Raw genomic sequence first — 26,911 nt, forward strand, 5'->3', positions numbered from 1 at the left:
TATCATTAGGATTGTACTAATTCTTTTGAAGCTTCAAGTTTGACAGATACAAGTTTCGATACTCCGGATTCTTGCATTGTTATACCATAAAGCACGTCAGCACCCTCCATCGTTCCTTTTCGATGGGTGATAACTATAAATTGCGTTTCTTCGCTAAATTTCTTTAAATATTTACTAAAACGATACACATTGGCCTCATCAAGTGCCGCTTCCACTTCATCCAGAATACAGAATGGCACAGGGCGGACCTTTAATATAGCAAACAGAAGAGCAATCGCCGTCAACGCTCGTTCCCCTCCAGAGAGAAGACCTAAATTTTGCAACTTTTTCCCAGGTGGTTGTGCAACAATTTCAACACCTGTATTTAATAAATCTTTAGGATCTGTTAGTTTTAATTCAGCACGTCCACCGCCAAACAAAGCTTTAAAAATCGGTTCAAAGTGGAACTTTACCGCTTCAAAGGTTTGCTCAAAACGTTTCTTCATTTCTTCATCCATTTCGTCGATAATTTGCAGCAGTGTTTCCTTTGCCTCGACCAAATCCTTTTGCTGTTCATTTAAGAATTGATATCGTTCAGAGACACGCTCATATTCATCGATGGCACCAATATTAACAGTCCCTAATTCATCAATTGCAAGTTTAATTAATTTCACTCGTTTTTGTGCTTCTTCTATCGGTACCTGTAAAGGATATTGTTCTTTAGCTGCTTCAAAAGTTAGCATATATTCTTCACGTAAACGTGTAAGTCGATTTTCTAAATCAACATCTAACCGGTTAATTTTAACCTCTTCATCCTTAACAACTTCTACTAACCCTTTATGCTGACGCTTTAATTCCTTTAGGTTTATTTCTGCATCCTCAAGTTTTGTTTGAAGTTGGATTCTTTCTTCACGTCTTATAGATATTAACTTTGTTGTTTCATTCTTATCTATTAATTTTTTTTCTGCTGCCTCCGAAAGTTCTTCCTCACCTGAATGATTATTTGTCATTTCTCCTTCAAGCCAATTTAAATCTTCGGAGTAGACAGCCCTTTTTTGCAAGCACTCTTCTATCTCAATCTCTGTATTATTTAATCTTTCACGACTCGAAACAAGTTGTTCATTTTTTACTGCTAAATCTGCTTTTATATCACTGATTTCCGCTAAAAGTTCATCCTTAGAATTTTTTTGATTATTTTTCTGTAATGTTAGCGTTTCGATTTCCTTCTCAAGGCTTTCAATCTTAACAGTGATATCTTGTAAATGAATTGTTAATTCTTTGATCCGTTGGTCTATATTTGAAACAGATTGAATTGATTCTAATCGTTCCATGTCATAGATCTGAAGCTTTTCATTTAAATTTTTCTCCGCTAATTCAATCTGTCTCATCTCGGATTTTAGTTCTTGTTCATTTAAGCGAAGCTTTTCGCCTTGTTGTCTTGCTTCTTCAAGATTTTTTTCGCTTTGAACAACTGTTTGCTTTAACGTTTTTACTTGTTGTTCCAGTTGTAAGGTCTTATCCTCCATTGAGACAATTTTTTCTTTTAGATCCTCTAGTTCACCTTTTCGACTAATAAGAGAGGCTGTCGTATTTTTAGCCGCTCCTCCAGTCATCGATCCTCCTGGATTAACAATATCACCATCTAATGTCACAATTCGATAACGATATTGTAATAACTTAGCTACTTCATTGGCTCCTTGTAAATCTTTGGTGATTACTACATTCCCTAAAAGATTGGAAATAATTGTCCGGTATTTAGAGTCCACTTCTACAAGATCGGCTGCCATTCCAATAAAAGATTGGGAGGAACGAACGATTTCTAGCTGATTTAGAGGCAATCCTTTTCCCTTAATAATATTTAGCGGTAAAAATGTCGCACGACCATATCTGTTTTTCTTTAAATATTCTATTGCTTTCCTTCCATCTTCCTCTGTCAAAACAATGATATTTTGTGCTGAACCACCTAAAGCTGTTTCAATCGCTAATTCATATTGTTTAGAAACTTGAATAAGTTCTGCTACTGCGCCTTCTATCCCAGATAATTTGGAATCTCGAGCCTTTAACACCTCACGCACACCCTGATAGAAACCTGAATAGTCTTCTTCCATTTCCTCTAATGTTTCTTTTCTTGATTTTGCCTTTTGTAAATATTGATAAGCTTGGTAAAGTGTTGTTTCCTGTTTTTGATATTGGTTTTTTAATGTTTCTAGTTTGTTTTGATGTTCACGGAATTGATGAACTTGCTTCTCTATCTCACTCCGAATATGTGTGAGTTGTTCCTCCGTGTTCCGTTTCTCCTCTGAAATCATTTGTCTTTGATCGATATATTTTTTATTCTCATCATCAAGTTTCTGATTTTTTGATTCATGTTGATTAAGCTGTTGTTCTAATAGGTTTTTCTCATTTCGACTTGATGCCTTCTCATTTAATAATTCGATATAATCCCCTTTTAGAGATTCAATTGTTGCTTCGATATCAATATTTAATTGATTGGATAACTCTATTTTTTCCTTGAGCAGTTTCCTCAAGGATGAAGCAGATTTCGTATGATTATCAACTTCTGCTGTTAATAAACTTTTTTGCTCTTCAAGTTTAGCTAGTTTTGTCGTCATTTCTTGAACATTTTTTTCAAGTTGTTCTTTATTATTACTAGCATTCTTCTTTCTTTCTTTAAGAACTTCTTTCCTTCCCTCGAGCTTTTCTAACTCTTCTGTTGCTGAAAGTAATACATTTTGTAAATCATTAATCGATTCGTCAAGCGCATGAAGACGATCTCTCATTTCCTCAATGATTGCTTCTTCCTTTTGAACCTTCGAAGAAAGACCCATTTCCTGATCTTGATGAATATCTAATTGTTTTTTCAAAATTTCCCATTTATGATTCAGTTCCTCAATCTCATAAACAGTTAGTGCCACTTCAAAATTCTCTAATTCATTTTTTTTATCTAAATAATCCTTAGCGATAGAAGACTGGATTTTTAATGGTTCAACCTGACTTTCTAGCTCATGGAGTATATCATTGACGCGATTTAAATTTTCCGCCGTTTCACCAAGTTTTGCTTCTGCCTTTTTCTTGCGTGTCTTATATTTTAGTACACCTGCTGCCTCTTCAAAAATGGTTCTTCTTTCTTCTGCTTTACTGTTCAAAATCTCTTCTACTTTTCCTTGACTAATGATGGAAAAAGCTTCTCGACCAAGTCCAGAATCCATGAACAAATCAATGATATCCTTTAGACGACAGGATTGCTTATTTATGTAAAACTCACTATCGCCTGACCGATATACTCTTCTAGTTACACTAACCTCATTATATTCAATAGGTAATCGATGTTCTTCATTATCTAAAGTTAATGTTACTTCAGCAAAATTAAGAGGTTTTCTTGAATCACTTCCAGCAAAAATTACGTCCTCCATTTTGCCACCGCGGAGGGATTTGGCGGATTGCTCTCCTAATACCCATCTAACAGCATCAATAATATTACTTTTCCCACTGCCATTTGGACCTACAACTGCCGTTACTCCAGGTACAAATTCAACAGCAATTCTTTCGGCAAATGACTTGAATCCTACTATATCTAAGCGTTTAAGAAACAAGCTTCTCCCTCCATTTTCTTTTCTTCCTCTTCACATATTCATGCTTCTAGGAGAAGTGATACTGCCATAACTATTGTTCAATTATTGGTGTTTTAAGTTTACTTAAGGCAATTTGAGCAGCATGCTGTTCTGCCTCCTTCTTTGATCTTCCCGTTCCTACTCCTAATTCTTCACCATTAAGTGTGACTCGAGAGACAAATTCACGGTTATGGGCAGGACCCCGCTCTTGAAGAACGATATATTCAAGTAAACCAGAAGCATCCTTTTGAACAAATTCTTGCAATTGACTTTTAAAATCCATCACATGAGAAAAAGCACCGGCATTTATTTTTGGGTATACAACCTTTTCTAATATAGAAATAACTGTTTCAAGACCTTGATCTAAATATAAAGCACCAATGAATGCTTCAAATACATCTGCAAGCAAAGCAGGACGTGTTCTTCCCCCTGTCAGTTCTTCCCCTTTACCTAAAAGAACTAGCTCACCAAAATTTAATTCATTAGCAAATGTAACTAGTGATGGTTCACAAACTATTGCAGCTCGTAACTTCGTTAGCTTGCCTTCACTCATCGTAGGATATTTATTATAAAGATATTGTGAAACAGTAAGTTCTAAAACGGCGTCACCTAAAAATTCTAGTCGTTCATTATCAGCATGAAGTTTTTTACGATGCTCATTCACATATGATGAATGTGTAAATGCTTGTTTTAATAATTGTAACTGATTAAATTCTATTCCCATTTTCTTTTGGAATTGGTTAAATTTCTCGTCTATTTTCAATGAATATTTTTCATTTGCACGATATGATCTACGCATTTGGTCATCCACCTTGTTAATCTCTGTTATTTAAAACTACATATAAAGTTTATTAAAAAATTGCCTTTAGTGCAAAGGTCATTTTTTAAATATCATAACTAAACTAAATAGTCATTTCATAGCTTTCTCTATTAAATCTTTAATATATCAAAGTTTAGCAAAGAAAAAAGTAAAAGAGGGTGTCCTAAGTGAACAAATCACTTAGGGCACCCTTGTTCGATCATTATTGAACGATTATGCTTGAGCTTGTATGTAATTAACAGCGTCACCCACTGTTGCGATTTTTTCAGCATCATCGTCAGAAATTTCCATGTCAAATTCGTCCTCAAGTTCCATTACTAATTCAACTACATCAAGGGAATCTGCGCCTAAATCGTCTTTAAAAGAAGCTTCTAAAGTAACTTTAGATTCTTCTACACCTAAACGATCCACGATAATTTTCGTTACACGTTCTAATACGTCTGCCATATGGTTCACCTCCCCTCAAGACATTATAGATGAATTTGTTTAAATAATAAAGTGAAATTTATAGAGGAGTTGTAATTGCCTCTACCAACTACATTACCATGCCACCATCAACATGGAGGGTTTGACCTGTCATATAATCAGATGCAGTAGAAGCTAAGAATACTACCACACTTGCAACATGTTTTGGATCACCAAAGCGAGCTAACGGTATTTGCTTAAGCATTTCAGATTTAACTTCCTCAGGAAGCTTATCAGTCATATCGGTTGTTATAAATCCTGGAGCTACAGCATTAACATTTATCCCACGTGATGCAAGCTCCTTTGCTGTCGTTTTAGTTAAACCTATCACTCCAGATTTTGCAGCTACATAATTAGCTTGTCCAGGATTACCGCTTACACCAACAATGGAAGCAATATTAATTATTTTTCCAGAACGTTGCTTCATCATTTGCCTTGTTACTCCCTTTGTGCAAAGGAATACACCTTTTAAATTGATATTAATAACGTCGTCCCATTCCTCTTCCTTCATTCTCATCAATAAATTATCTCTTGTAATACCTGCATTATTAATAAGAATATCGATTTTACCGAAAGTCTCAATTGTTTCTTTGACCATATCTTGCACTTCATTATTATTGGCAACATTACACTGAATGGCTTTGGCCTCTCTACCTAAAGCTAATATTTCTTTGACAACTTCCTCAGCTCTATCTTTACTCCCTGAATAATTCACAATAACATTAGCGCCTTCTCTTGCTAGTTCTAATGCAATTTCACGTCCAATTCCACGCGATCCACCCGTAACAAGGGCAACTTTTCCTTCAAGCTGCATCTTTTCTCCTCCTAGCTATTATTTATGCTATTTTCTATAACAATACTGTTATTGTAGGTAATACTTTAACGCATAGAACGGAACGACTGTACCTTATTAGAAAGTACCCTACAGTAGGGCTATTACATAAGCAACAAACTATACGAAAACCGATTTCATTCATATTTGAGCGCTCAGTTACTACTTAGTTCACTAATAAGTTTTTCACAGCTTTCAATATCTTGAACGGAGTATGTTTTAACATCTCGATTTATTTTTCTTATTAATCCAGATAAAACTTTTCCTGGCCCTATTTCTATAAAAGTATCAACACCATCTTCGATCATTGTAACGATTGAATCCTCCCATAAAACAGGTGAATACAATTGTTCAATTAGTTTTGCTTTAATATCTTGAGATTGATGCATTGCTCCTGCTGTAACATTAGCAATAACTGGTGTTTTAGCATCTTGTACAGTAATTTCATCAAGAACCTGGACAAATTTTTCTGCAGCTGGTTTCATTAGCTCAGAATGAAATGGTCCACTTACTTGTAAAGGAAGTACACGCTTTGCACCTGATTCTTTTGCTTTTTGCGAAGCAAGTTCAACACCTTTTACTGTCCCAGAAATAACGATTTGTCCTGGACAATTTAAATTTGCTAATTGAACAGAATGACCACTTAACGTAATTTCTTTTGTAATTTCTTGAAGTGAATCTCGATCCAAGCCAAGTACAGCAGCCATCGTTCCTTCACCATTCGGCACAGCTTCTTCCATATATTCACCACGTTTATGAACAGCATAAACGGCATCCTCAAAATCAATTGCTCCAGCTGCAACGAGTGCTGTGTACTCTCCAAGACTATGACCTGCTGTATAATCTGCACGTATTCCTGCTTCTTCAAGACAATTTAATATAGCTATACTCGTAGTAAGTAATGCTGGCTGTGCATTGGTCGTTAATGTTAATTGATCCAATGGTCCATTTAAAATAATAGTTGATAAAGAATATCCCAAACGCTTGTCTGCACGTTCAAAGATTGATTTCGCATCAGCATTATTTTCAATTACTGATTCTCCCATACCAACCGTTTGAGAACCTTGACCTGGAAAAACAAATGCAATTTTCCCCATGATAATCTCTCCTTACTTGTTTTCCTTTTTTATCGTATCTTTAATAATTTGTGTCACTTGATGACTAGCCATTTCTCGTGCTTGTCTTACTGCATTATAAAGGGCATTGGCATTTGATGAACCATGAGCCTTAATAACCGGTGAATTTATACCAAAAAGACCTGCACCACCATATTCAGTGTAATCCATCATATTTTTTAATTCTTTAAGCTCATTTTTTACTAAACCAGCAGCCAATTTACTTTTAAAATTCGTCATAAATGCTTTTTTTAAGAGTGAGAATAACGATCCTGCCGTACCTTCAATTGTTTTTAACACCATATTACCAGTAAATCCATCTGTTACGACAACATCAGCCGGACCTTGTAAAAGCTCTCTTGATTCAATATTACCTACAAAGTTTAAATCAGCTTCTTTTAACATTTCAAATGTTTTTTTCGTTAATTCATTTCCTTTTTTCTCTTCCGTTCCAATATTCAATAAGCCAACCCGTGGTTTAGCAATACCACGTACCTTCTCTGCATAGATGGACCCCATAATGGCATATTGGAGTAAATGTTCTGGTTTCGCTTCAGCATTTGCACCCAAATCTAGCATAACAAAACCTTTACCATCAATTGTTGGTAAAGTAGGGGCAAGTGCAGGACGTTCAATTCCGTCAATTCGTCCAATAACGAATAGCCCTGCAGCCATTAATGCTCCTGTGTTTCCGGCTGAAATACAGGCATCTGCCTTGCCATCAGCAACTGCCTGGGCCATCAAGACCATGGAGGCTTGTTTTTTACGTCGAACGGCTTTGACAGGCTCATCAGTTCCTTCGATTACTTCATCAGTATGGACAACCTCAACACGTGGATTTTCTTCTAAATATTGTTTAATTTCATCTTCTTTCCCGAATAGTATTATTTCAATATCGGGAAATTCTTTAATTGCTTTATTTACACCTAAAACTATTTCCTTAGGAGCGTTGTCTCCACCCATTGCATCAATAGCAATTTTCATATTTGTCACCTTTTCTATTTCAAACTCTATCTATTATCGAAACAATCACATCTATTTAAATTAATGACTATTTCGATACATTTCGAACTCACCTTTAAATACAAGTTCATTTCCAACAAAACTATTAACCTCTACAACAGTTCGGTCTTTTTCATTATGTACATCGTATACTTTTGCTTTTGCAATCACACGTTCTCCTAGCTTTACCGAACGAGTAAAATGAATATTCGCTTTAGCTGTCAATGCTAATTCATCATTGATCACTGCAACTGCTAATGAATTTGCCTGTGCAAAAAGATGATGTCCTCGTGCAATCGCATTTCGTTTAAACACGTGTTCTTTTTTTACCTCGAAAATAGATATTGCACTTTTATCCAGGTCAATATCTATAATTTCTCCGATAACCTCATCGATCGGAAGTGAAATGACCTCATCTGCAAAACGTTTCTCCGCAACATTCTTTATCCTTTCCCTTAACTCTGGAATAGATAACTCCAGTCGATCTAAGCGAATGGTTTGGACACTTACATGAAATTGTTCTGCCAGTTCTTCATCAGTAATAAATGGATTAGTTTTTATCGTATCCTGTAATCGTATTTGCCGTTCTTTTTTCATTATCTTCATCAACAATCATCACCATTCACGATATTAGGACTTGGTACTAATAGTAGTATATAAAAAGAATGAGGAGAATGCAAGATAAGTAATCTTGCATTCTCCTTCAGTCTAATTTTTCTCCTGCTAATACTCCGGATTTCTCAATATAATTTCTTAATTGAGTATATTCATCATTTGTCCAGAAATCCTCCTGATTTATAAGTAACTGCGCATCATTTCGTGCTACTTCAAGTGCACGATAATCATGTACCATGTCCGCAACTTTAAACTCAGGCAACCCACTTTGTTTTTTTCCAAAAAAGTCTCCAGGTCCACGAAGCTCAAGATCTTTTTCACTTAATAAAAACCCATCATTGGTTTCTGTCATTATTTTCATTCTTTCCTTACCAACATCTGTTTTTGGGTTTGCAAGTAGAAAACAATATGATTGATCTTCTCCTCTACCGACCCTGCCTCGAAGCTGATGCAATTGTGAAAGACCAAAACGTTCTGCATCATAAATGACCATAATTGTTGCATTCGGTACATTTACCCCAACCTCTACGACTGTTGTAGAGACAAGTACTTGAATTTGATTGCTACTGAACTCTTTCATTACTTGCTCTTTTTCATCTGGATGGAGGCGACCATGCATAAGCCCAACATGAAATTTTGATTGATAGTAATCCGTAAGCATATGATATACGTCTATCGCATTTTGAACATCAAGCTTTTCAGATTCCTCAATAAGCGGACAAATGACATATGCCTGTCTCCCTTTAGATAACTCTTTTTCTACAAATCCTAATACACGCTCTAGCATCTCATGTTTTGCCCAATAGGTTTCAATCATTTTTCTCCCAGCTGGCAGTTCATCAATAATTGAAACATCCATTTCGCCAAAAGCAGTAATGGCTAATGTTCTTGGAATTGGTGTAGCCGTCATAAATAAAACGTCAGGAGCAATCCCTTTTTCTCTTAGTATTCTCCTTTGTTCAACCCCGAATCGGTGTTGTTCATCAGTTATTACTAAACCTAGACGGTGAAATTGAACCTCATCCTGAATCAATGCATGGGTTCCAATTAAGATATTAATCTCCCCATTTTCCAATCTCTCTAAAAGCTCTTTTCGTTTTTTTCCTTTAACCGAGCTTGTTAGTAGAGCTACTTCCAAACCAACCTGTCCTAATAGAGCTTGTAAAGAGCTTGCATGTTGCTCCGCTAATATTTCAGTTGGTACCATTAAAGCACCTTGATATCCCGCGGTCCAACTAGCATATAATGCAACTGCAGCTACTACAGTTTTCCCTGAACCAACATCCCCTTGTAATAAGCGATTCATTCGATAGGGGGATTTCAAATCTGCACATATTTCATTAATAACTCTTTTTTGTGCACCTGTTAGTGGGAAGGGCAATTTGTCGAAGAAATCACGCAGTTTTTTTAAATCATAGTGCTGCGCAATACCCGCAGAATGTTCTCTTTCAAATTTCCTTAAAGCCTGCATCTTTAATTGAAAGTATAGAAATTCTTCATAGACAAATCGTCTTCTAGCGTGCTTTACATCTTCTTGAGATTCGGGAAAATGCATCATTTTCATGGCGTCTTTCCTTGCCATTAATTTGTATTTTTCTATTAAGGAAATTGGTAGATTTTCATCAATTTCATGACCATAATGTTGAAATGCTTGAAGTATAAATTTCCTCAATGTTTTGACCGTTAATGATCCTTTAACAGAATAAACAGGTTCAAATTCAGCTGTATTTTGATGGGGGCCCAGCTTACATTCTTGGGCAGTTATTGCTGCACGATGTTTATCCCATTTTCCTGTCACCGTTATTGTATCAGCAATATTTAGCTTCTTTTTTAAATATGGTTGATTAAAAAAGTAAACTTTTATTAGATGCCTACCTACAAATAATTGAATAGTTAACCTGGAACGTTTACGACTATAAAACATAAGAGAAGGCTCACTATGAACCTTCCCCTCAACAGTCACTTTCTCATCGTGCTCAACATCCTGTAAATCTCGTAATCGATAATCTTCATAACGATAAGGGAAATGCTCTAGTAAGTCAAAAACAGTAAATATCCCCATAGATGCAAGGATACTCGCGGTTTCCTCACCAATACCTTTAATGATAGATACAGAATCCTTTAAATTAGTCACGGTCACCTAGTGGCATTCCAAAAATTTTAGCCTCTAATCTTCGGCCGGTTGGAGTTGCCGCAAGTCCTCCCTGAGCAGTTTCTTTTAAAGCAGTAGGCATACTCTGCCCTATTTTAAACATTGCATCAATCACTTCATCACATGGAATTCGACTTGTAATTCCTGCTAAAGCCATATCTGCTGCAACCATTGCATTTGCAGCACCCATCGCATTTCTTTTAACACATGGTACTTCAACAAGGCCTGCAACAGGATCACAAACAAGTCCAAGCATATTTTTCAAGGTAATCGCCATGGCCTCTGCACATTGAGAAGGTGTCCCACCTGCCATTTCAACAATTGCAGCAGCTGCCATCCCTGCTGCTGATCCAACCTCTGCTTGACAGCCACCAGCTGCACCAGAAATGGAAGCATTATTCGCAACAACGAAACCAAATGCGCCTGAAGTAAAAAGGAATTGAACCATTTGTTCTCGTGTTGGATGTAATTTGTTTTTCACTGCAAATAGAGTACCCGGTACTACACCTGCAGATCCAGCAGTTGGCGTTGCACAAATCGTTCCCATTGCCGCATTTACTTCATTGGTTGCTACAGCCTTACTTACTGCATCTAAGATAGTTTCACCTGACAAAAAATTCCCTTTTTCGATATATCGTTGCATTAAAACAGCATCTCCACCTGTTAAACCAGAGTGAGAAGTCACTCCATTTAATCCACGTTCTACAGCATCTTCCATCACTTTTAGACTTTTGTCCATCTGAGAGAAAATTTCTCCACGTGATCTGCCTGTCACTTCCATCTCTTGTTCAATCATGATTTCGGAGATTTTTTTATTTTGAGTTTCTGCCATTTCCACTAATTCTGCTACATTTTTAAACATTTTAAAACCTCCTTACTAGTTGCTATACCGTAAGCGCTCCCAAAACTTTACTTTTCAAATAGAATTAAATTAATCCACAACTCTAGCAACTTGTGTGATATTAGGTAGTTCTTGAATTTCTTTCAAAATGAATTCATCAATATTATGATCAACTTCAATGACCATTAGTGCCATTTGTCCTACTTCCTTACGGGAAACTTCCATATGTCCAATATTGATTTCATATTTTGATAATACATTGGAAACTGCTGCGATAGCTCCAAATCGATCATTATGAACGACTAATATGGCTGGATGATGTCCTGTTAATCTAAGTTCAAAGCCATTCAGTTCAGTTATCTCAATTTTACCTCCACCTATGGAAATTCCCACAAGTTCCATTTCACCAATCTCATCACCAATAACAAGTCTTGCTGTATTCGGATGGTCTGGAACAGCGGTTTCGGTAAAAAATTCGATATGCAATCCTTGTTCTTTTGCAAGATTAATAGAATTGATGATCCTTTCATCGAAAGTATCAAAATCTAGTAAACCACCGACTATTGCAACATCTGTTCCATGTCCTTTATAGGTTTCCGCAAAAGAACCGTAAAAATAGATTTTCGCCCATTTAGGAACTCTGCCAAAAAGTGTACGAGCAACTCGACCAATTCTAGCAGCTCCTGCAGTATGCGAACTGGATGGTCCAATCATGACCGGACCGATAATATCAAATACGCTTTTATATTTCATTTTTGGCCAACTCCCTCGACTAGATATTATATTCACATTAACGATTTTTGTCGATAAAAAGGAAATAGAAGGGTTTCCCCTTCTATATATTATATCTTCAATTGTTTCATTGGTAAAATTATTTTAGCTGGTAAGAAATATTATTCAACAGAAATAATGAATGAATATAAAGGCTGTTTTCCATTATGAACTTCAACTTCAATATCTTCATAATTCTTCTCAATAAATGCTGTCACATTTTCTACCTGTTCAGCTGAAATATCTTCGCCGTAAATAATTGTAATAATCTCATCATCTTCATTGACCATTTTATTTACCAATGAAGTCGTTGCTGTAATAAGATCTTTACTTGTTTCAACAATTTTCCCATCAGCTATGCCCATATAATCATCTTTTTCAATGGAGATCCCATCAATTGTTGTATCCCGGACTGCATAAGTTACTTGCCCTGTTCTCACATGTTGGATCGCTTCTTTCATTAACTTCTCATTTTCCTCTAAAGATAAGGACGGGTTAAATGAAAGTAATGCTGACATTCCCTGTGGTACGGTTTTCGTAGGTAAGACAATTATTTCTTGTTCAGACACCTGTGCCGCCTGCTCAGCAGCCATAATAATATTTTTATTATTCGGCAAGATAATTATTTTTCTCGCATTTACTTCTTTTACAGCAGTCAATATATCTTCCGTACTAGGATTCATCGTCTGACCGCCTTCAATTACAGCACTAGCACCAATACTTTTAAATAAATCAGCAATTCCCTGGCCCATAGAAACAGCAATAATTCCGTATTCCTGTTCTTCTTTAGGTACCGTTGTTTCTAATGTGTTATGCATATCTCCAATAATTGAACTATGCTGTTGTCGCATATTTTCGATTTTCATATTGATTAAGTTGCCGTATTGTTGCCCAAATGTTAATACTTCACCTGGTTGTTCAGAATGGATATGAACCTTAACCAGTTCATCATCGGATACAACTAGTAATGAATCGCCAAAACGACTTAATTCATTACGAAACTTTTCCTCTGAAAACGGATGTTTTTTTAATTTATCTTCTTCAAATTTCACCATAAACTCCGTACAATACCCAAATTCAATATCTTCGGTATTCATAAAACTTTGGGCATTTTTATGATGTTCTGCACTTACCATCTCATTCATTGAAAAAGAAATAGTTGATTCATTTGGTAACGCTTCCCCTTTTAATTCCGCCAAAAATCCTTCATAAACAAAAACAAGTCCTTGTCCACCACTGTCAACTACTCCTACTTCTTTTAATACAGGAAGTAATTCTGGTGTTCGATTTAAAGACTTTTTCGCTTCCTCTACAATAGATTCCATGAATGGAATAAAATCGATTTCAATTTTGGCAATTTCTACAGCTTTTTTTGCAGCATCTTTTGCGACTGTTAAAACTGTTCCTTCAACCGGCTTCATTACTGCTTTATATGCTGTCTCTACACCCGCCTCAAGGGCAGCAGCAAATTCCTTTGTTGTTACTTCTTTATTATTTTCGATTGCTTTACCTAGCCCACGAAACAATTGAGAAAGAATGACTCCAGAGTTCCCTCTTGCCCCCATAAGTAGTCCTTTAGACAGGGCAGCTGCAACATGACCAATATGGTCTTGTACATTTTTTTGAACCTCTTTTGCACCTGATGTCATTGATAAATTCATATTTGTTCCAGTGTCTCCATCTGGTACTGGAAATACATTTAGAGCATCAACTATTTTCGCATTACTTGCCAAATGGTTGGCACCTTTTATAACCATCTCCGCGAAACGTTTTCCATCCAAAGATGTAATTGCCACGAATCTTTTCCTCCTTATAACGGGTTTGTCACCCTGACTCCTTGAACAAAGATGTTTATAGAGTCTGCAGATATTCCAATCGTTTTATCAAGTGTGTATTTCACTTTTGATTGAACATTATGTGCGATTTCTGAAATTTTTGTTCCATAGCTAACAATTATATACATGTCAATATGTAATTCATCATTTTCATGACGTACAATGACACCGCGAGAGAAATTTTCTTTACGCAAAATGTCAGTGATTCCATCTCTAATTTGATTTTTAGATGCCATACCGACAATACCGTAACAATCGATGGCAGCTCCACCTGCGATTGTTGCAACCACATCGTGAGAAATATCTATATGACCAAAATTTGTTTTCATTTCAATGGACATTTGCTTTTCCCCCTAACTGTATTCATAACTTTAACCTAGCTATAGTCATTTTACTATAATATATTTTTATTTAAAAGTCGAATAAAAATCGATACTTTGAAGTCAAAGGCTGACTTAGGAATATCATAAGGAGGATTTTCCACTCTGCCTGTCGGAGCAGACCAGTCGCCTTCGCTTTTCTTTTTGTCAAGTATTTTTTCTTGAAAGGTTTTAGTTGGAGTCTTGCATTATTGAGGGTTGTATGATAAATTATTAAAGTATCTTTTTATGATGAATATTGAAGTGATGAAACATATGATATTTCGACTTCAGGGTAAGGAGGGAAATAATATGCCAAAAAAATGTGTTGTAACTGGACGTAAAACTCGCTCAGGAAATTCACGTTCTCACGCAATGAACGCAAATAAACGTACTTGGGGAGCTAATCTTCAAAAAGTTCGTATTCTTGTAGATGGTAAGCCTAAACGTGTTTGGGTTTCTGCAAGAGCATTAAAATCAGGAAAAGTTGAACGCGTATAATCGTTTCAGCATTATCCTGGCATAGTAAAAAAAATGCCGACAATCGGCATTTTTTTTTTACTCTTTTTTAAACGTCCCTAGCATCGCACGAACAATTCCACCTAAAAATTTAGGTAACTTAATTGTATAAAATTTCATACATGTCCCTCCTCATTTAACTTACAAAACCAATATCGAGCAGATTACCACTAGATTAGAAAATCAAATAGTTTTCTAAAAATAGTGTAAAAAAGCTAATCCAGTTGCCCAAATATATCGGGTTAAAATAGTTTATTCATAACAAATAAAAATGAGTACGCTCCCTGAAAAAAGGGCTTATAAAATTATCAATCTTCACTTCTTATCATCATTAATATGCCTGATGTGAAAGAAAAAGTACCGGTTTCTTCAATAAGTTCATTACTGATACATAATGTCGATCCCATTTGTATGTGTTTATTTTCTAACGGATATTTAAAGCCAAGCAATGTTATTCCCTCTACATGTTTACTGAGGGGAATAAAAGAAATATATGATCTTTTATCTATTTTGTTTATCGTGTACCGACCTGGAGAAAAAACGGAAATTATATTTTGTTTATCAATGATTTCTATTGTACATCCAATACTTTCTTCCCTTGTTAGTATCATAACATTAGCCATAAAATGATCCATTCTTCCACCGGTTGCTCCAAAAATTCTTATGATCCGTGGATTTTGATTTATTGCCCATAAAAAAGCAAGCTCCATATCTGTTTCATCTTTTTCTGGTTTATATTTTTTAATATTATTCGTAATTTGTTTCAGTTGTTCCCATTGGTCTTTTGTAACAGAATCAAAATCACCAAACGCCAATGAAGGGTGAATATTATTTTGAATTAAATACATCACGCCAAAATCTACCCCAACCCATATTACTTCTGATGAATGATAGTTGGAGAGATCAGGAATATATGTACGAGGTCCACCTGCGACAATATGTATAATTGGTTGCATGTTTTTCATTCCTTTCTTATTCTTTAGGTAAAGCTTTCACGAATTAATAAACGTTAAAAACCGCTCTAGTTGTTACTTAAACTAAACAAAAAGCCAGCAAATAGCTGACTAGTTTGTTATTATTATAATGTTTTACGAATCTCATTGATTGCTTTTTTACGGTCTTCATGATTATAAATGGCAGAACCAGCTACCAATACATTCGCCCCTGCATCAGTGCAAAGTTTTGCTGTTTCAGGATTAATTCCTCCATCCACCTCAATCTCAATATTTAATCCTTCCTGGTCAATCAGCTCTTTAACTTGTTTGATTTTTGGAAGTACACTCATAATAAAACGTTGGCCTCCAAAACCAGGATTTACCGTCATAAGTAATACCATATCAATATCTTTCAGAACATGCTTGATCATCTCAACTGGTGTTGCCGGGTTCAGAACTACACCCGCTTTCACACCAAAGGAACGGATATATTGAATCGTACGGTGTAAATGTTTACACGCTTCAACATGAACAGTTATATAATCCGCTCCTGCCTTTACGAAAGATTCAATGAATTGATCCGGATTTTCAATCATTAAATGAACATCTAAAGGAAGTTTTGTAATAGGACGAATTGCTTCAACAACTAATGGACCCATCGTAATATTTGGAACAAAATGTCCATCCATTACATCTATATGAATATAATCGGCTCCTGCCTTTTCGACATCTTTTATTTCATCAGCTAATTTTGAAAAATTTGCAGATAATATCGATGGTGCAATTTTCACCATAATCAGTACCTCGGCTTTCTATCTTTTATTTCCTGCAAAAACTGTAAATAGTGATCATAACGATACCTAGGTATCTCTTCATTTGCCACAGCATCCTTAACTGCACATTTAGGTTCATTTAAATGTAAGCAACCGCGAAATTTACAATCATTTCTCAGTGCTGCCATTTCAGGGAAACAATTTGATAAGTATTCTGCCTCTAAGGTATCGAATTCTAAAGCACTAAAACCTGGAGTATCAGCAACTAGGCCATTCTCGATATCAATTAATTCAACATGGCGGGTAGTATGCTTTCCTCTACCTAAATGAGAAGAAATATGACTCGTCTTTAATTCAAGATCAGGTTTAATTGCATTTAATAGAGATGACTTCCCTACTCCAGATTGTCCAGCAAACACACTAATTTTCCCTTTTATATGTGGCAAAAGCTTATCTAATCCTTCTTCTGTTTTAGAGGAGGATAAAGTGATTTCATAACCAATTTTTCGATAATCGTTTACATAGTCACTTAACTTCAATCTTTCTTCATCCGTTAATAAATCCATCTTTGTAATACAAATGATGGGATTAATCTCATTAGATTCAATAATTACTAAAAAGCGATCAAGTAATATCGAACTAAAATCTGGTTCTTTAGCAGAAAACACAAGAATCGCTTGATCTACATTGGCAATTGGAGGTCGAATTAGCTCATTTTTTCTTTCATATACCTCCATAATATATCCTTCCCGCTCATTTTCTGCCTGGTAAACAACAGAGTCTCCAACAAGAGGGGTAATTTTATTTTTTCTAAAAACCCCTCTCCCTCTACATTGGATAATTTGATGACCATCTAATACATAATAAAATCCACTTAATGCCTTGATAATTTTTCCTTCAGGCATAGCATCGACTCCTTCAAATTTAGTTAATCATTAGGATAATGAACGACATCTTCCAGAATTACTTCATTTCCTTTCATAACACGATATTTGGCAGTTTCTCCTTCTTTTATTGTAAATTGTAAAAGCCTTTTAGTCGGTTCGGTAATTGTAAACGTATCAAACGGAACAGATAGATTATTATTCATGTCTTCAATGAAAATTTGAATCTCTTCGGGCTTCTGTTCTTCTTCGCCCGGTTCATATGGGATAGATATTTCTTTTTCCACTGTTTTCGGTGGTTTTTCTTTTGGCCCTTTAGACATTACGACTTGGACCCTATCCCCCTTGATTAATTGTGCACCTGGAGCAGGATATTGTGATATGACCAGTCCTTCTTTTACTGTATCATTATATTCTTCTTTTGACATATCAATAACTAGGCCCGTTGACTCCTCATAATCCCTTAAACCTTTTTCATTATAATCTCTTAAATCCTTGAGACTAATTTTTTCTAATCCCTTACTCACTGTAAATGTTAACACGGTCTCACTAGGAACTACATCTCCAGATATAGGATCCTGTTCAATAATCGTACCAGCGGGGCTATCACTGTATTCTTCTGTCATTTTTATATCCTTAAATTTTAACTTTTGATTGTTTAAAAGATCATAAACCTCTTCATAGGACCTTCCTGTATAGTCAGATAGGGAGAATTTCTCCTTACCACTACTGACATAAATATCAATTTCGGCTCCCTCTTTAACTAATTTCCCTGCTTTAGGATTCGTTTTAATCACGTATCCTTCGGGTATTTTTTCATTAGAAGTTTTAATTTTTTTACCAACCTTAAGATTAGCATCTCTAATCGTCTTCACGGCGTTATCCAAACTAACTTCCTTAACTGAAGGGACTTTAATTTCCTTTGGCCCTAACATTGTTGGCAAGAAAAGAAAGCCGAGTACAGCAATGATAATTAGAAAAACGAAGGACCCACCAACGATCCACGGCCATTTTCTTTTTTTCTTTTTTTTGTCTTTTTTCTTATCCTCATTTACGCCTGTTTGATCTATATCCTGTGATCCGCTATCTTTCGAATGAATAATCGTTTCCTCTTTTGGATTCATTGAGTGTAAATTTGTAATGATAGGAATCGCTTTCGTTGCTTCATTATCCTCAGGAATTGTGAATTTAGCTTCATTAATCCTTTCCGGATCTAATGCTGTTCGAATATCTTCCCCCATCTCGTCCACATTATCATAACGTTGAAAAGGATCTTTTGACGTAGCCTTCAATACAATATTCTCTACGCTTTGTGGAATATTAGGATTCCATCTTTTCATTGAAGGGGTTTCCGTCTGTAGGTGCTTCAATGCAATGGAAACGGCAGATTCACCTGAAAATGGCAATCTGCCAGTTAATAATTCGAACATGACAATACCGAGAGCATATATGTCTGATTTTCTAGTAGCCATTCCGCCACGGGCTTGTTCCGGTGATAAGTAATGCACTGTCCCTAATACAGAATTAGTTTGAGTTATAGAAGTTGCACTTAATGCCATCGCTATTCCAAAATCTGTGATTTTCACAATCCCATCATGATCAATTAAAATATTTTGTGGTTTAATGTCACGATGAATAATTTGATGTTGATGGGCATGTGAAATAGCAGAAACAAGCTGTGCCATTATGTCAAGTGCCTTCTCAATCGATATTGGATAGAACTGCTGTATGTATTGCTTCAGTGTCATCCCATCTACATATTCCATCACTAAATAATAAATATCTTCTTCTTCTCCTACATCATAGATATTGACTATATTAGGATGATTTAAGCTTGTCGCAGACTGGGCTTCCCGTTGAAAACGATGGATAAATTCTTGTTCATTTGCAAAATCTAATCTTAATATTTTGATTGCTACATCTCGATCTAGAATCATATCTCTGGCTAAATAAACATTAGCCATACCGCCGCCGCCAATCATACTAATTATTTTGTAGCGGTCACTTATTCTTTTACCAATCAACATTCATTACACCCGCCTTCATCAGAAGAAGAAACTTCGATAATAACAAGTGTTATATTGTCTTCACCACCATGGTCATTTGCCATGTCAATTAATATTTGTGCTTTCTCTTCGATGTTATTTTCATTTTCTAAAATTTCCTTAATTTGGTCTTCGGTCAATTTGTCCGAAAGACCATCAGAGCATAAAAGTAAATAATCCCCTTCCTCAATGATAATCGTTTTTACATCAGCTTCTATTGACTGTTCAGTACCTAATGCTTTTAAAACGACATTTTTACGGGGATGATGCTCTGCATCTTCCTTTGAGATAATTCCTGTTTTCACCAATTCATTAACATATGAATGATCTTCAGTAATTTGTTTAAATCCATCCTCATTAAATAAATAGCAACGACTATCACCAATATTAGCTATTGTTACAAAATCATCTGTATAGGCAGCGGCAACTAATGTAGTTCCCATACCTTCACACTCAATATTATTATTAGCGTGCTCAAATAAAGACTGGTTAATTTCTGTCACAATTTCATGTAAATATTTTTCAACCATTTCAGCACTAGTCATTTTTGGTGCTTGCGTCCAATTTTTATACATTAAATCTACTGTTATTTTACTTGCCACATCACCTGCATTATGACCACCCATTCCATCTGCCACAATCGCAAGGTGATCACCTGCTGAATTAGTAAAAATTCCCCCATTGTCTTCATTCCGTTGACGAATTTTCCCCTTATCTGTTCGAAAAACAGCCCTCATCTTTAGAGGTCACCCCATTTCTTCTTATCGTTACTTAGTTCTTCCCCTTCTTTCTGAAGCATGAGATAAAAAATCCATCTCCACCAAAATCTTGAGGGAAAATTTGCACTCGATTATTGTTAACTAACGGCTGGATCATTTCAGTTAGTTGTAGTGGATATTCTTCGAAATCATTTGCCTCTTTTAAAAACTCTTGTACATTCCCTTCATTCTCCTCTTTATCAACAGTACATGTACTGTAAACAAGCAAACCACCAGGTTTGACTAAACGTGATGCTTCAATCAAAATACTTTTTTGAATGGTCTGAAGTGATTGAAGATCCTGTAATGTTTTGCTATATTTTATATCAGGCTTTTTCCTCAACACACCTAAACCTGAGCATGGCGCATCTACCAATACTCGATCAAAGGATTCACCTTTAAAATTCTCGCTTACCTGCCTACTATCCATTGCCCTAGTTTCAACATTATTTAATCCTAGCCTGTCCGCATTTTCACTTATTAATTTTATTTTATGCTCATGTAAATCTAATGAAATCACTTTACCTGTTCCATTTAATTTTTCGGCAATATGCGTCGTTTTTCCTCCAGGAGCTGCACAACAATCTAGAATATTAAGATTCTTAGTTAGGTTCATAGCATAGGCTACTAGCATTGAGCTTTCATCTTGGACTGTTATATAGCCATTCTTAAATGCTTGTGACTGGGCAAGGTTTCCCTTTAATGATCTAAGCGATTCAGGAACTAGCGGACTATATTGAATTTCATATCCTTCATCTTCTAACATTTGCTTCACTTTCTCTACTGAAGCTTTAGTCATATTTACTCGTGCTGTTTGTAGAGGGGCTAGAAGATTTGCTTCACACATTTCTTTCGTTTTTTCCAATCCAAATTGTTCGGCCCAGCGCTTGACCATCCATTTTGGATGACTAGTCTCAATTGAGATTTTTTCAATTGGATTATGTATCTCCTCTAAAGAAGGGAGACCCTTTCTTTGAACAGCTCTTAAAATGCCATTAACCATTCCTGAAATCCCGTGATGTCCTCTTTTCTTGGCAATTTCAACCGCTTCATAAATAACTGCACGATCAGGAATTTTATCTAAATAGACCATTTGATATAAAGAAAGCCGTAAAAGTATCTGTACCCAGGTTTCTATTTTCTTATTTATAAATGGTTTTAAGAAATAATCCAGTGTAAATTTTCTTTGTATTGTTCCATAAGTAATTTCCGTTAATAATCCAATATCAGGACCACTAATAGAATTTCTTTGTATTACGTGGTTTAAAAGTAAATTACTATAAGCCTGATTTTTCTCAATTGCTTCTAATATTTCAAGCGCTGATTCACGTACATTCTTCTTTTTATTTGCCATATTATTCTCCTAATATTGTTCCAATAGGTAAAGTAGAACCAGTTCCATTCAAAAACTGTTCTCCAGACATCTTTTTCTTTCCTGATGGCTGTAACTCAGTTATCTTTATACCTGTTAAATTACCTGTAGCAACGACGATTCCATCCTTCTCTTTTTCTACAATACTACCTGCTGGATGCTGTTCTGATAAAGAAACTTTTTTAGATTCCCAAATTTTCATGACATTCCCATTAAGTGTTGTATAAGCAACAGGCCATGGGTTTAAACCTCTAATATGGTTGTAAATGTCTTCACCTGTTTTAGACCAGTCAATTTTTTCCTGTTCACGTTTAATATTTGATGCAAATGTTGCTAGTTCGTGATTCTGTGGAATGGATGTAAGCTCATGATTGATAAGCTTTGGTAATGTATCCGATAATAAATTCGCTCCCGCTTTGCTCAATTTAATATGTAAGGTACCCACATTATCTTCCTCTGTAATTGGGACTTCAACTTGACTAATAATATCACCAGCATCTAGCTTTTCAGCCATATACATAATTGTTATCCCTGTTTTTTTCTTTCCCTGCATAATTGCATAATGGATTGGTGCACCCCCACGTAGCTCAGGCAATAATGAGGCATGTACATTAATACAACCAAGCTCAGGAGCATCTAACAAATCCTTTGGCAAAATTTGTCCATATGCTGCAGTAATTACTATATCTGGTTTTAATTTGATTATGGTATTTAATTCTTCTGATCCACGAAGCTTTTCAGGTTGATAGACAGGGATTTGATGTTTCTCTGCTTCAACCTTGACAGGGGTTGGAGTAAGTATTCTCTTTCTTCCGACCGGGCGATCTGGTTGTGTAACGACAGCTAATACCTCATACCCGTCTTGTATAATTCTCTCTAATACTGGAACAGAAAAATCTGGCGTTCCCATAAATACAACTTTTGTCATTCTCCTTCATACCCTTCTAATTCTTCTTCATCAATATATTTAAGAACTTTTGATGTAAACAAAATGCCATGCAAATGATCAATTTCATGCTGAATGGCACGTGCAAGATAATCTTCTGCTTCTAAAAAGAATGTTCTTCCCTTTATATCTTGTGCTTTTACTTTTACGTAATAGGGACGTGAAACTGTTCCGTATAACCCCGGAAAGCTTAAGCATCCCTCTATATCTGTTTGTTCACCTTTTGTTTCAAGAATCACAGGATTAATTAAATTGATTCTACCTGCTTCATCACCGATATCAACTACAGCTATTTGTTGATCAATTCCAACTTGTGGTGCTGCTAATCCTACACCATCTGCTGCTAGCATCGTATCATACATATTATTGAGTAATGTTTTTAAGTTTTTATCAAATTGCTTTACCGGTTCACATTCTTTTTCAAGAACCTCTGCCGGATGTTTTACAATCGTTAGTATCGCCAAGATGTTACCTCTTTTCCTCTATTCATTCCAGCTCTGTGCAAACACTATTATTTTGGAAAATTATATGGCAAATTTTCTTTGGAAAATTAAACTGCAAATTTTCCTACATCATCATATAAGGATTGACATCTATGTTGATGGTTAATCCTTCTGATGTGATTTGTTGTTGGTAATGTTCTAATAGATGACGGAGCTGTTGCGTTAAATTTGGTTCCCGTTTGTATTTTATCAAACATTGATATCGATATCTATTATTGATCTTTGGAATCGGTGATGTGGCAGGTCCTAGTATAATTGCTTCTTTAGATAATTTTGAATGAAGATAGTTCGATATTTTTTCGGTAATCGATACGACCTTCATTAAATCCTCATGACTAACAGTTATCAATGCAAGATAATAAAATGGTGGATAGGAGCCCAATTTTCTCATCATCATTTCTTTTTTATAAAAATGATCATAATCCTGCTTTCCAGCAAGCTCGACACTATAATGTTCCGGAGTATACGTTTGAATCACGACTTCACCGGCTAAGTGATGTCTACCTGCTCTTCCACTCACCTGTGTTAATAATTGAAAGGTTTTTTCTGAAGCACGAAAGTCTGGTAAATGCAGCATCGTATCAGCACTTAATACACCTACAAGAGTAATATTAGGAAAATCAAGCCCCTTTGCAATCATTTGTGTTCCTAATAAAATATCTGCCTTTCCCTCCTGGAATTGTTGTAGTAATCTTTCATGTGCTCCTTTTCGACTTGTTGTATCTACATCCATCCGGATCACTTTAGCCTCTGGTAGGAGTTTTGCTAATTCCTCTTCTACTTTTTGTGTTCCAGTACCAAAGTATCGAATATGCTCACTATCACACTCTGGACAAACAGATGGAACACTGGCTTCGTATCCACAGTAATGACATTTCATCTGACTAGTAAAACGATGATAGGTAAGGCTAATTTCACAATGAGGGCATTGTAGAACATAACCACAATCACGACACATCACAAATGAAGAATGACCTCGTCGATTTAAAAAAAGGACAGTCTGTTCCTTTTTAGATAGACGATCCTGTAGCTTTTCAAATAGTTCTCTTGAAAACATAGAGCGATTACCTTCGCGAAGCTCTTCCCTCATATCCACAATTGAAACAGAAGGCAATGCTTGGTTATTCATTCTTTTTTTCATGGAAAGTAGTGTATAAACACCCTTTTGGGATCTTGCAAATGACTCTAGTGAAGGAGTTGCACTCCCTAGTATTACCGGGCATTGATGAAGCTTTCCGCGGTAAATGGCGATATCCCTAGCATGATAACGAGGATTTTCTTCTTGCTTATAACTATTTTCATGCTCTTCATCAATAATAATAATCCCTAGGTTTTCAAACGGAGCAAATATAGCCGATCTTGCTCCAACCACCACCCTTGCTTCCTTACGTTCAATTTTTCTCCATTCATCATACTTTTCTCCAATGGACAACCCACTATGAAGGACAGCGACATCATTCCCAAACCGTCCTTTAAATCGTTCAACCATTTGTGGGGTTAAAGAAATTTCAGGCACAAGTACGATCGCCTCTTTTCCTTTGTCTAGCACACTTTGAATAGACTGTAAATAGACTTCCGTCTTCCCACTACCAGTAACCCCATTTAATAGGAACGTTTCTTGATAGTTGCCTTCAATGGAACGAATAATTGGCTCCATTGCCATTGACTGCTCCTCTGTCAATTGAAAAGGTTTAGTTTTCTCAAAGATTCGATGTTCATAAGGATCACGATATTCCTCTTTATTTTCTTCTTGAAAGTAACCTTTGCTTATTAATGAACGTATAGTAGTAGGAGCTACACCTGTAACTTCTTGTACCTGCTTAACAGGTATATACTCATTTCCATTCTGGAGAAAATATTCTAATACTTTTTTTTGTTTTAAAGCATTTTGTGAAAGACCTTCAATTGTTTGAAGAAGTTCTTCATTTGTTAATAGACACTTAATTACACGTATTGTTTTTTTATTCGCTTTATTTTTTACTAAATATTTTATTTCAACTGTTCCATTTTTTATTTCCTGCTGTAGTAGTGGAAGGAGTTTTCTTTCGGAAGCAGCATCCCATTTCAGTTCCATTTTATTTCCAAATATTTCATCCAAAAATGGATTAGTCCTATCATCAATACGTTTAAACACCTTCTCATATTTTGCTTTCATAGCTGCTGGTAACATTGCTTGATATGCAGATATTTTCAAGCATAATACTTGTTCGGATAACCATTTACCAAGATTTAATAATTCTTCGTTTAATACTGGATATATATCCAATGGTTCATGAATTGACTTTAATTTCATTACTTCAGTGTGTTCTTTTAATTCAATTATGAATCCTTGGATTAATCGTGGACCAAAAGGAACAGACACCCTCATACCAGGTTGGATAAACTCCTCCCATTGTTCAGGAACAAGATAATCAAATAATTTATCTGTATTCATTGTAGGAACATCTACAATTACACTTGCTATTCGCATACTTGATCACTCTTTTTAATTTCCTGAATCACTTCATCAAGAATCGCTTTTGCTGTTTCATTTTTACTTAAGAGTGGTAGCGCTCTTTTTGTATGATTCTTTTTATACATAGTGACAATATTCGTATCCCCAGCAAACCCTGCCCCTTCTTTACTTACATCATTGGCTACAATCATATCGGCATTTTTTCGTTCTAGTTTACCCCAAGCATATTCATCAACTTTTTCAGTTTCTGCCGCAAATCCTACTAAATATGGTTTATCCTGTTTTAAACCTAATTCTTTTAATATATCTTTCGTACGCTCTAATTCAATAACTAAATTTCCTTCTTTTTTCTTCATTTTTTGTGAAAAAACTTCTTTTGGACGATAATCAGCTACTGCTGCACTTTTAATGACAATATCTGCATGTTTATAGTTCTTCATTACTGCTTCAAACATATCCTGTGCACTCACAATTGGAACATGCACTACTTGATCTGGTATTTTTAAGCCTACATCACCTGAAACAAGAATAACTTGCGCTCCCATTTTCACTGCTTCCTCTGCAAGAGCATAACCCATTTTACCAGAGGATCGATTTGTTAAATAACGCACGGGATCGATAATCTCTTTTGTTGGGCCTGCAGTAATAAGAATGGTTTTCCCTTTTAACTCTTGCTTTGATTCTTTAAAGTACTCACCTAATAATTGAACCACTTTCTCAGGTTCTTCTAAACGTCCTTTACCTACATAGCCACAGGCTAGATAGCCTTCACTAGGCTCCACAAATTGATATCCAAAGTCAGCCAATATAGTAATATTTCTTTTTACTGCTGGATGGTCATACATATGTACATTCATCGCAGGGGCAATCCATATTGGTGCTGTTGTTGCTAATAATGTTGTTGAAATCATATCATCAGCAATCCCGTTCGCTAATTTTCCAATAATATTCGCTGTTGCAGGGGCAATAAGAACTAAATCCGCCCAATCTGCTAAATCTATATGTGCGATGACTTCAGAATTTTTTTCATCAAAAGTATCCGTATATACATCATTTCTTGAAAGTGCTTGAAAAGTTAAAGGTGTGACAAACTGGCATGCTGACTTACTCATAATCACTTTTACCTTCGCACCTGCCTGCGTTAACTTACTTGTTAATGCTGCTGCCTTATATACTGCTATTCCACCAGTTACACACAATAATATCTTTTTGCCTATCATGACTATTCCTCCATTTAAGCATTGTTCTTATATTATGAATGATTTTGTTCCTAGTTAAAAGAATCCTGTCTTTGTAATAACTAATTTTCGAGAATAAATGTCCT

Annotated in this window: 24 protein-coding genes; 1 reads left to right on the top strand and 23 read right to left on the bottom strand. The window is 35.7% G+C overall.

Going from position 1 to position 26,911, the window contains the following annotated elements; genetic code table 11:
* Nucleotides 1-5: 5 nt before the first annotated feature.
* The 12 genes from smc to I5818_RS16000 form a co-directional block, all read right to left on the bottom strand.
* Nucleotides 6-3,572 (bottom strand): chromosome segregation protein SMC, encoded by a 3,567-nt coding sequence (gene smc, locus I5818_RS15945; protein ID WP_071976660.1) that lies wholly within the window; start codon nucleotides 3,570-3,572, stop codon nucleotides 6-8.
* Between the two features lie 70 nt (nucleotides 3,573-3,642).
* A complete protein-coding gene (rnc, locus tag I5818_RS15950; protein WP_058002618.1) occupies nucleotides 3,643-4,389 on the bottom strand; it encodes a ribonuclease III in 747 nt (248 codons plus the stop codon).
* 234 nt (nucleotides 4,390-4,623) lie between these two features.
* Entirely contained in the window at nucleotides 4,624-4,857 is a 234-nt protein-coding gene (locus tag I5818_RS15955) for an acyl carrier protein (RefSeq protein ID WP_058002617.1), read from the bottom strand.
* 88 nt (nucleotides 4,858-4,945) lie between these two features.
* Nucleotides 4,946-5,689 (bottom strand): 3-oxoacyl-[acyl-carrier-protein] reductase, encoded by a 744-nt coding sequence (gene fabG / locus I5818_RS15960; protein WP_078109712.1) that lies wholly within the window; start codon nucleotides 5,687-5,689, stop codon nucleotides 4,946-4,948.
* Between the two features lie 173 nt (nucleotides 5,690-5,862).
* On the bottom strand, nucleotides 5,863-6,804 hold the full coding sequence (gene fabD, locus I5818_RS15965) for an ACP S-malonyltransferase (RefSeq protein ID WP_071976659.1): 942 nt from the start codon (nucleotides 6,802-6,804) through the stop codon (nucleotides 5,863-5,865).
* 12 nt (nucleotides 6,805-6,816) lie between these two features.
* Nucleotides 6,817-7,806, bottom strand: coding sequence for a phosphate acyltransferase PlsX (plsX, locus tag I5818_RS15970; protein ID WP_078109713.1), 990 nt, complete (start codon nucleotides 7,804-7,806; stop codon nucleotides 6,817-6,819).
* A gap of 60 nt (nucleotides 7,807-7,866) precedes the next feature.
* Nucleotides 7,867-8,430 (bottom strand): transcription factor FapR, encoded by a 564-nt coding sequence (fapR, locus tag I5818_RS15975; RefSeq protein WP_078109714.1) that lies wholly within the window; start codon nucleotides 8,428-8,430, stop codon nucleotides 7,867-7,869.
* Between the two features lie 97 nt (nucleotides 8,431-8,527).
* Nucleotides 8,528-10,573: an ATP-dependent DNA helicase RecG gene (gene recG / locus I5818_RS15980; protein ID WP_078109715.1), complete on the bottom strand. Its 2,046-nt coding sequence runs from the start codon at nucleotides 10,571-10,573 to the stop codon at nucleotides 8,528-8,530.
* A complete protein-coding gene (gene sdaAA / locus I5818_RS15985) occupies nucleotides 10,566-11,453 on the bottom strand; it encodes an L-serine ammonia-lyase, iron-sulfur-dependent, subunit alpha (RefSeq protein ID WP_078109716.1) in 888 nt (295 codons plus the stop codon). The genes recG and sdaAA overlap by 8 nt, the downstream gene beginning before the upstream one ends.
* A gap of 69 nt (nucleotides 11,454-11,522) precedes the next feature.
* Nucleotides 11,523-12,185, bottom strand: coding sequence for an L-serine ammonia-lyase, iron-sulfur-dependent subunit beta (gene sdaAB / locus I5818_RS15990; RefSeq protein WP_058002610.1), 663 nt, complete (start codon nucleotides 12,183-12,185; stop codon nucleotides 11,523-11,525).
* A 140-nt stretch (nucleotides 12,186-12,325) separates the two neighbouring features.
* A complete protein-coding gene (locus I5818_RS15995; protein ID WP_078109717.1) occupies nucleotides 12,326-13,999 on the bottom strand; it encodes a DAK2 domain-containing protein in 1,674 nt (557 codons plus the stop codon).
* A 14-nt stretch (nucleotides 14,000-14,013) separates the two neighbouring features.
* The gene (locus I5818_RS16000; protein ID WP_058002608.1) at nucleotides 14,014-14,379 is read right to left on the bottom strand and encodes an Asp23/Gls24 family envelope stress response protein; all 366 of its coding nucleotides are present in this window, start codon (nucleotides 14,377-14,379) and stop codon (nucleotides 14,014-14,016) included.
* Between the two features lie 330 nt (nucleotides 14,380-14,709).
* Here I5818_RS16000 and rpmB point away from each other — a divergent pair, with 330 nt between their 5' ends.
* Nucleotides 14,710-14,898 (top strand): 50S ribosomal protein L28, encoded by a 189-nt coding sequence (gene rpmB, locus I5818_RS16005; protein WP_058002607.1) that lies wholly within the window; start codon nucleotides 14,710-14,712, stop codon nucleotides 14,896-14,898.
* Between the two features lie 57 nt (nucleotides 14,899-14,955).
* Here the strand turns inward: rpmB and spoVM are convergent, their stop codons facing one another.
* The 11 genes from spoVM to coaBC all read right to left on the bottom strand — a co-directional run bounded on the left by spoVM (nucleotide 14,956) and on the right by coaBC (nucleotide 26,807).
* Nucleotides 14,956-15,036, bottom strand: coding sequence for a stage V sporulation protein SpoVM (spoVM, locus tag I5818_RS16010; protein WP_058002606.1), 81 nt, complete (start codon nucleotides 15,034-15,036; stop codon nucleotides 14,956-14,958).
* Between the two features lie 188 nt (nucleotides 15,037-15,224).
* Nucleotides 15,225-15,872: a thiamine diphosphokinase gene (locus I5818_RS16015; protein WP_078109718.1), complete on the bottom strand. Its 648-nt coding sequence runs from the start codon at nucleotides 15,870-15,872 to the stop codon at nucleotides 15,225-15,227.
* Between the two features lie 122 nt (nucleotides 15,873-15,994).
* Complete coding sequence (gene rpe / locus I5818_RS16020) at nucleotides 15,995-16,645, bottom strand: ribulose-phosphate 3-epimerase (RefSeq protein WP_078109719.1); 651 nt, start codon at nucleotides 16,643-16,645, stop codon at nucleotides 15,995-15,997.
* 2 nt (nucleotides 16,646-16,647) lie between these two features.
* Nucleotides 16,648-17,529, bottom strand: coding sequence for a ribosome small subunit-dependent GTPase A (rsgA, locus tag I5818_RS16025; RefSeq protein WP_058002603.1), 882 nt, complete (start codon nucleotides 17,527-17,529; stop codon nucleotides 16,648-16,650).
* Between the two features lie 23 nt (nucleotides 17,530-17,552).
* Nucleotides 17,553-19,535, bottom strand: coding sequence for a Stk1 family PASTA domain-containing Ser/Thr kinase (gene pknB / locus I5818_RS16030; RefSeq protein ID WP_071976652.1), 1,983 nt, complete (start codon nucleotides 19,533-19,535; stop codon nucleotides 17,553-17,555).
* Nucleotides 19,529-20,290 carry a Stp1/IreP family PP2C-type Ser/Thr phosphatase gene (locus tag I5818_RS16035; RefSeq protein WP_058002601.1) on the bottom strand — a complete coding sequence of 254 codons (762 nt, stop codon included), beginning with the start codon at nucleotides 20,288-20,290 and terminating at the stop codon, nucleotides 19,529-19,531. The genes pknB and I5818_RS16035 overlap by 7 nt, the downstream gene beginning before the upstream one ends.
* Nucleotides 20,291-20,324: 34 nt before the next feature.
* Entirely contained in the window at nucleotides 20,325-21,665 is a 1,341-nt protein-coding gene (rsmB, locus tag I5818_RS16040; protein ID WP_078109720.1) for a 16S rRNA (cytosine(967)-C(5))-methyltransferase RsmB, read from the bottom strand.
* Between the two features lies 1 nt (nucleotide 21,666).
* Nucleotides 21,667-22,611: a methionyl-tRNA formyltransferase gene (gene fmt / locus I5818_RS16045; protein ID WP_078109721.1), complete on the bottom strand. Its 945-nt coding sequence runs from the start codon at nucleotides 22,609-22,611 to the stop codon at nucleotides 21,667-21,669.
* Nucleotides 22,608-23,087 (bottom strand): peptide deformylase, encoded by a 480-nt coding sequence (gene def, locus I5818_RS16050; protein ID WP_373312610.1) that lies wholly within the window; start codon nucleotides 23,085-23,087, stop codon nucleotides 22,608-22,610. The genes fmt and def overlap by 4 nt, the downstream gene beginning before the upstream one ends.
* 109 nt (nucleotides 23,088-23,196) lie before the next feature.
* Nucleotides 23,197-25,602 carry a primosomal protein N' gene (priA, locus tag I5818_RS16055; RefSeq protein WP_078109722.1) on the bottom strand — a complete coding sequence of 802 codons (2,406 nt, stop codon included), beginning with the start codon at nucleotides 25,600-25,602 and terminating at the stop codon, nucleotides 23,197-23,199.
* Nucleotides 25,593-26,807 carry a bifunctional phosphopantothenoylcysteine decarboxylase/phosphopantothenate--cysteine ligase CoaBC gene (gene coaBC / locus I5818_RS16060; RefSeq protein WP_078109723.1) on the bottom strand — a complete coding sequence of 405 codons (1,215 nt, stop codon included), beginning with the start codon at nucleotides 26,805-26,807 and terminating at the stop codon, nucleotides 25,593-25,595. Before coaBC ends, priA begins: the two co-directional genes overlap by 10 nt.
* Nucleotides 26,808-26,911 lie beyond the last annotated feature (104 nt).

Origin of the sequence: Heyndrickxia oleronia (genome assembly GCF_017809215.1) — a bacterium.
GTDB classification, from domain to species: Bacteria; Bacillota; Bacilli; order Bacillales; family Bacillaceae_C; genus Heyndrickxia; species Heyndrickxia oleronia.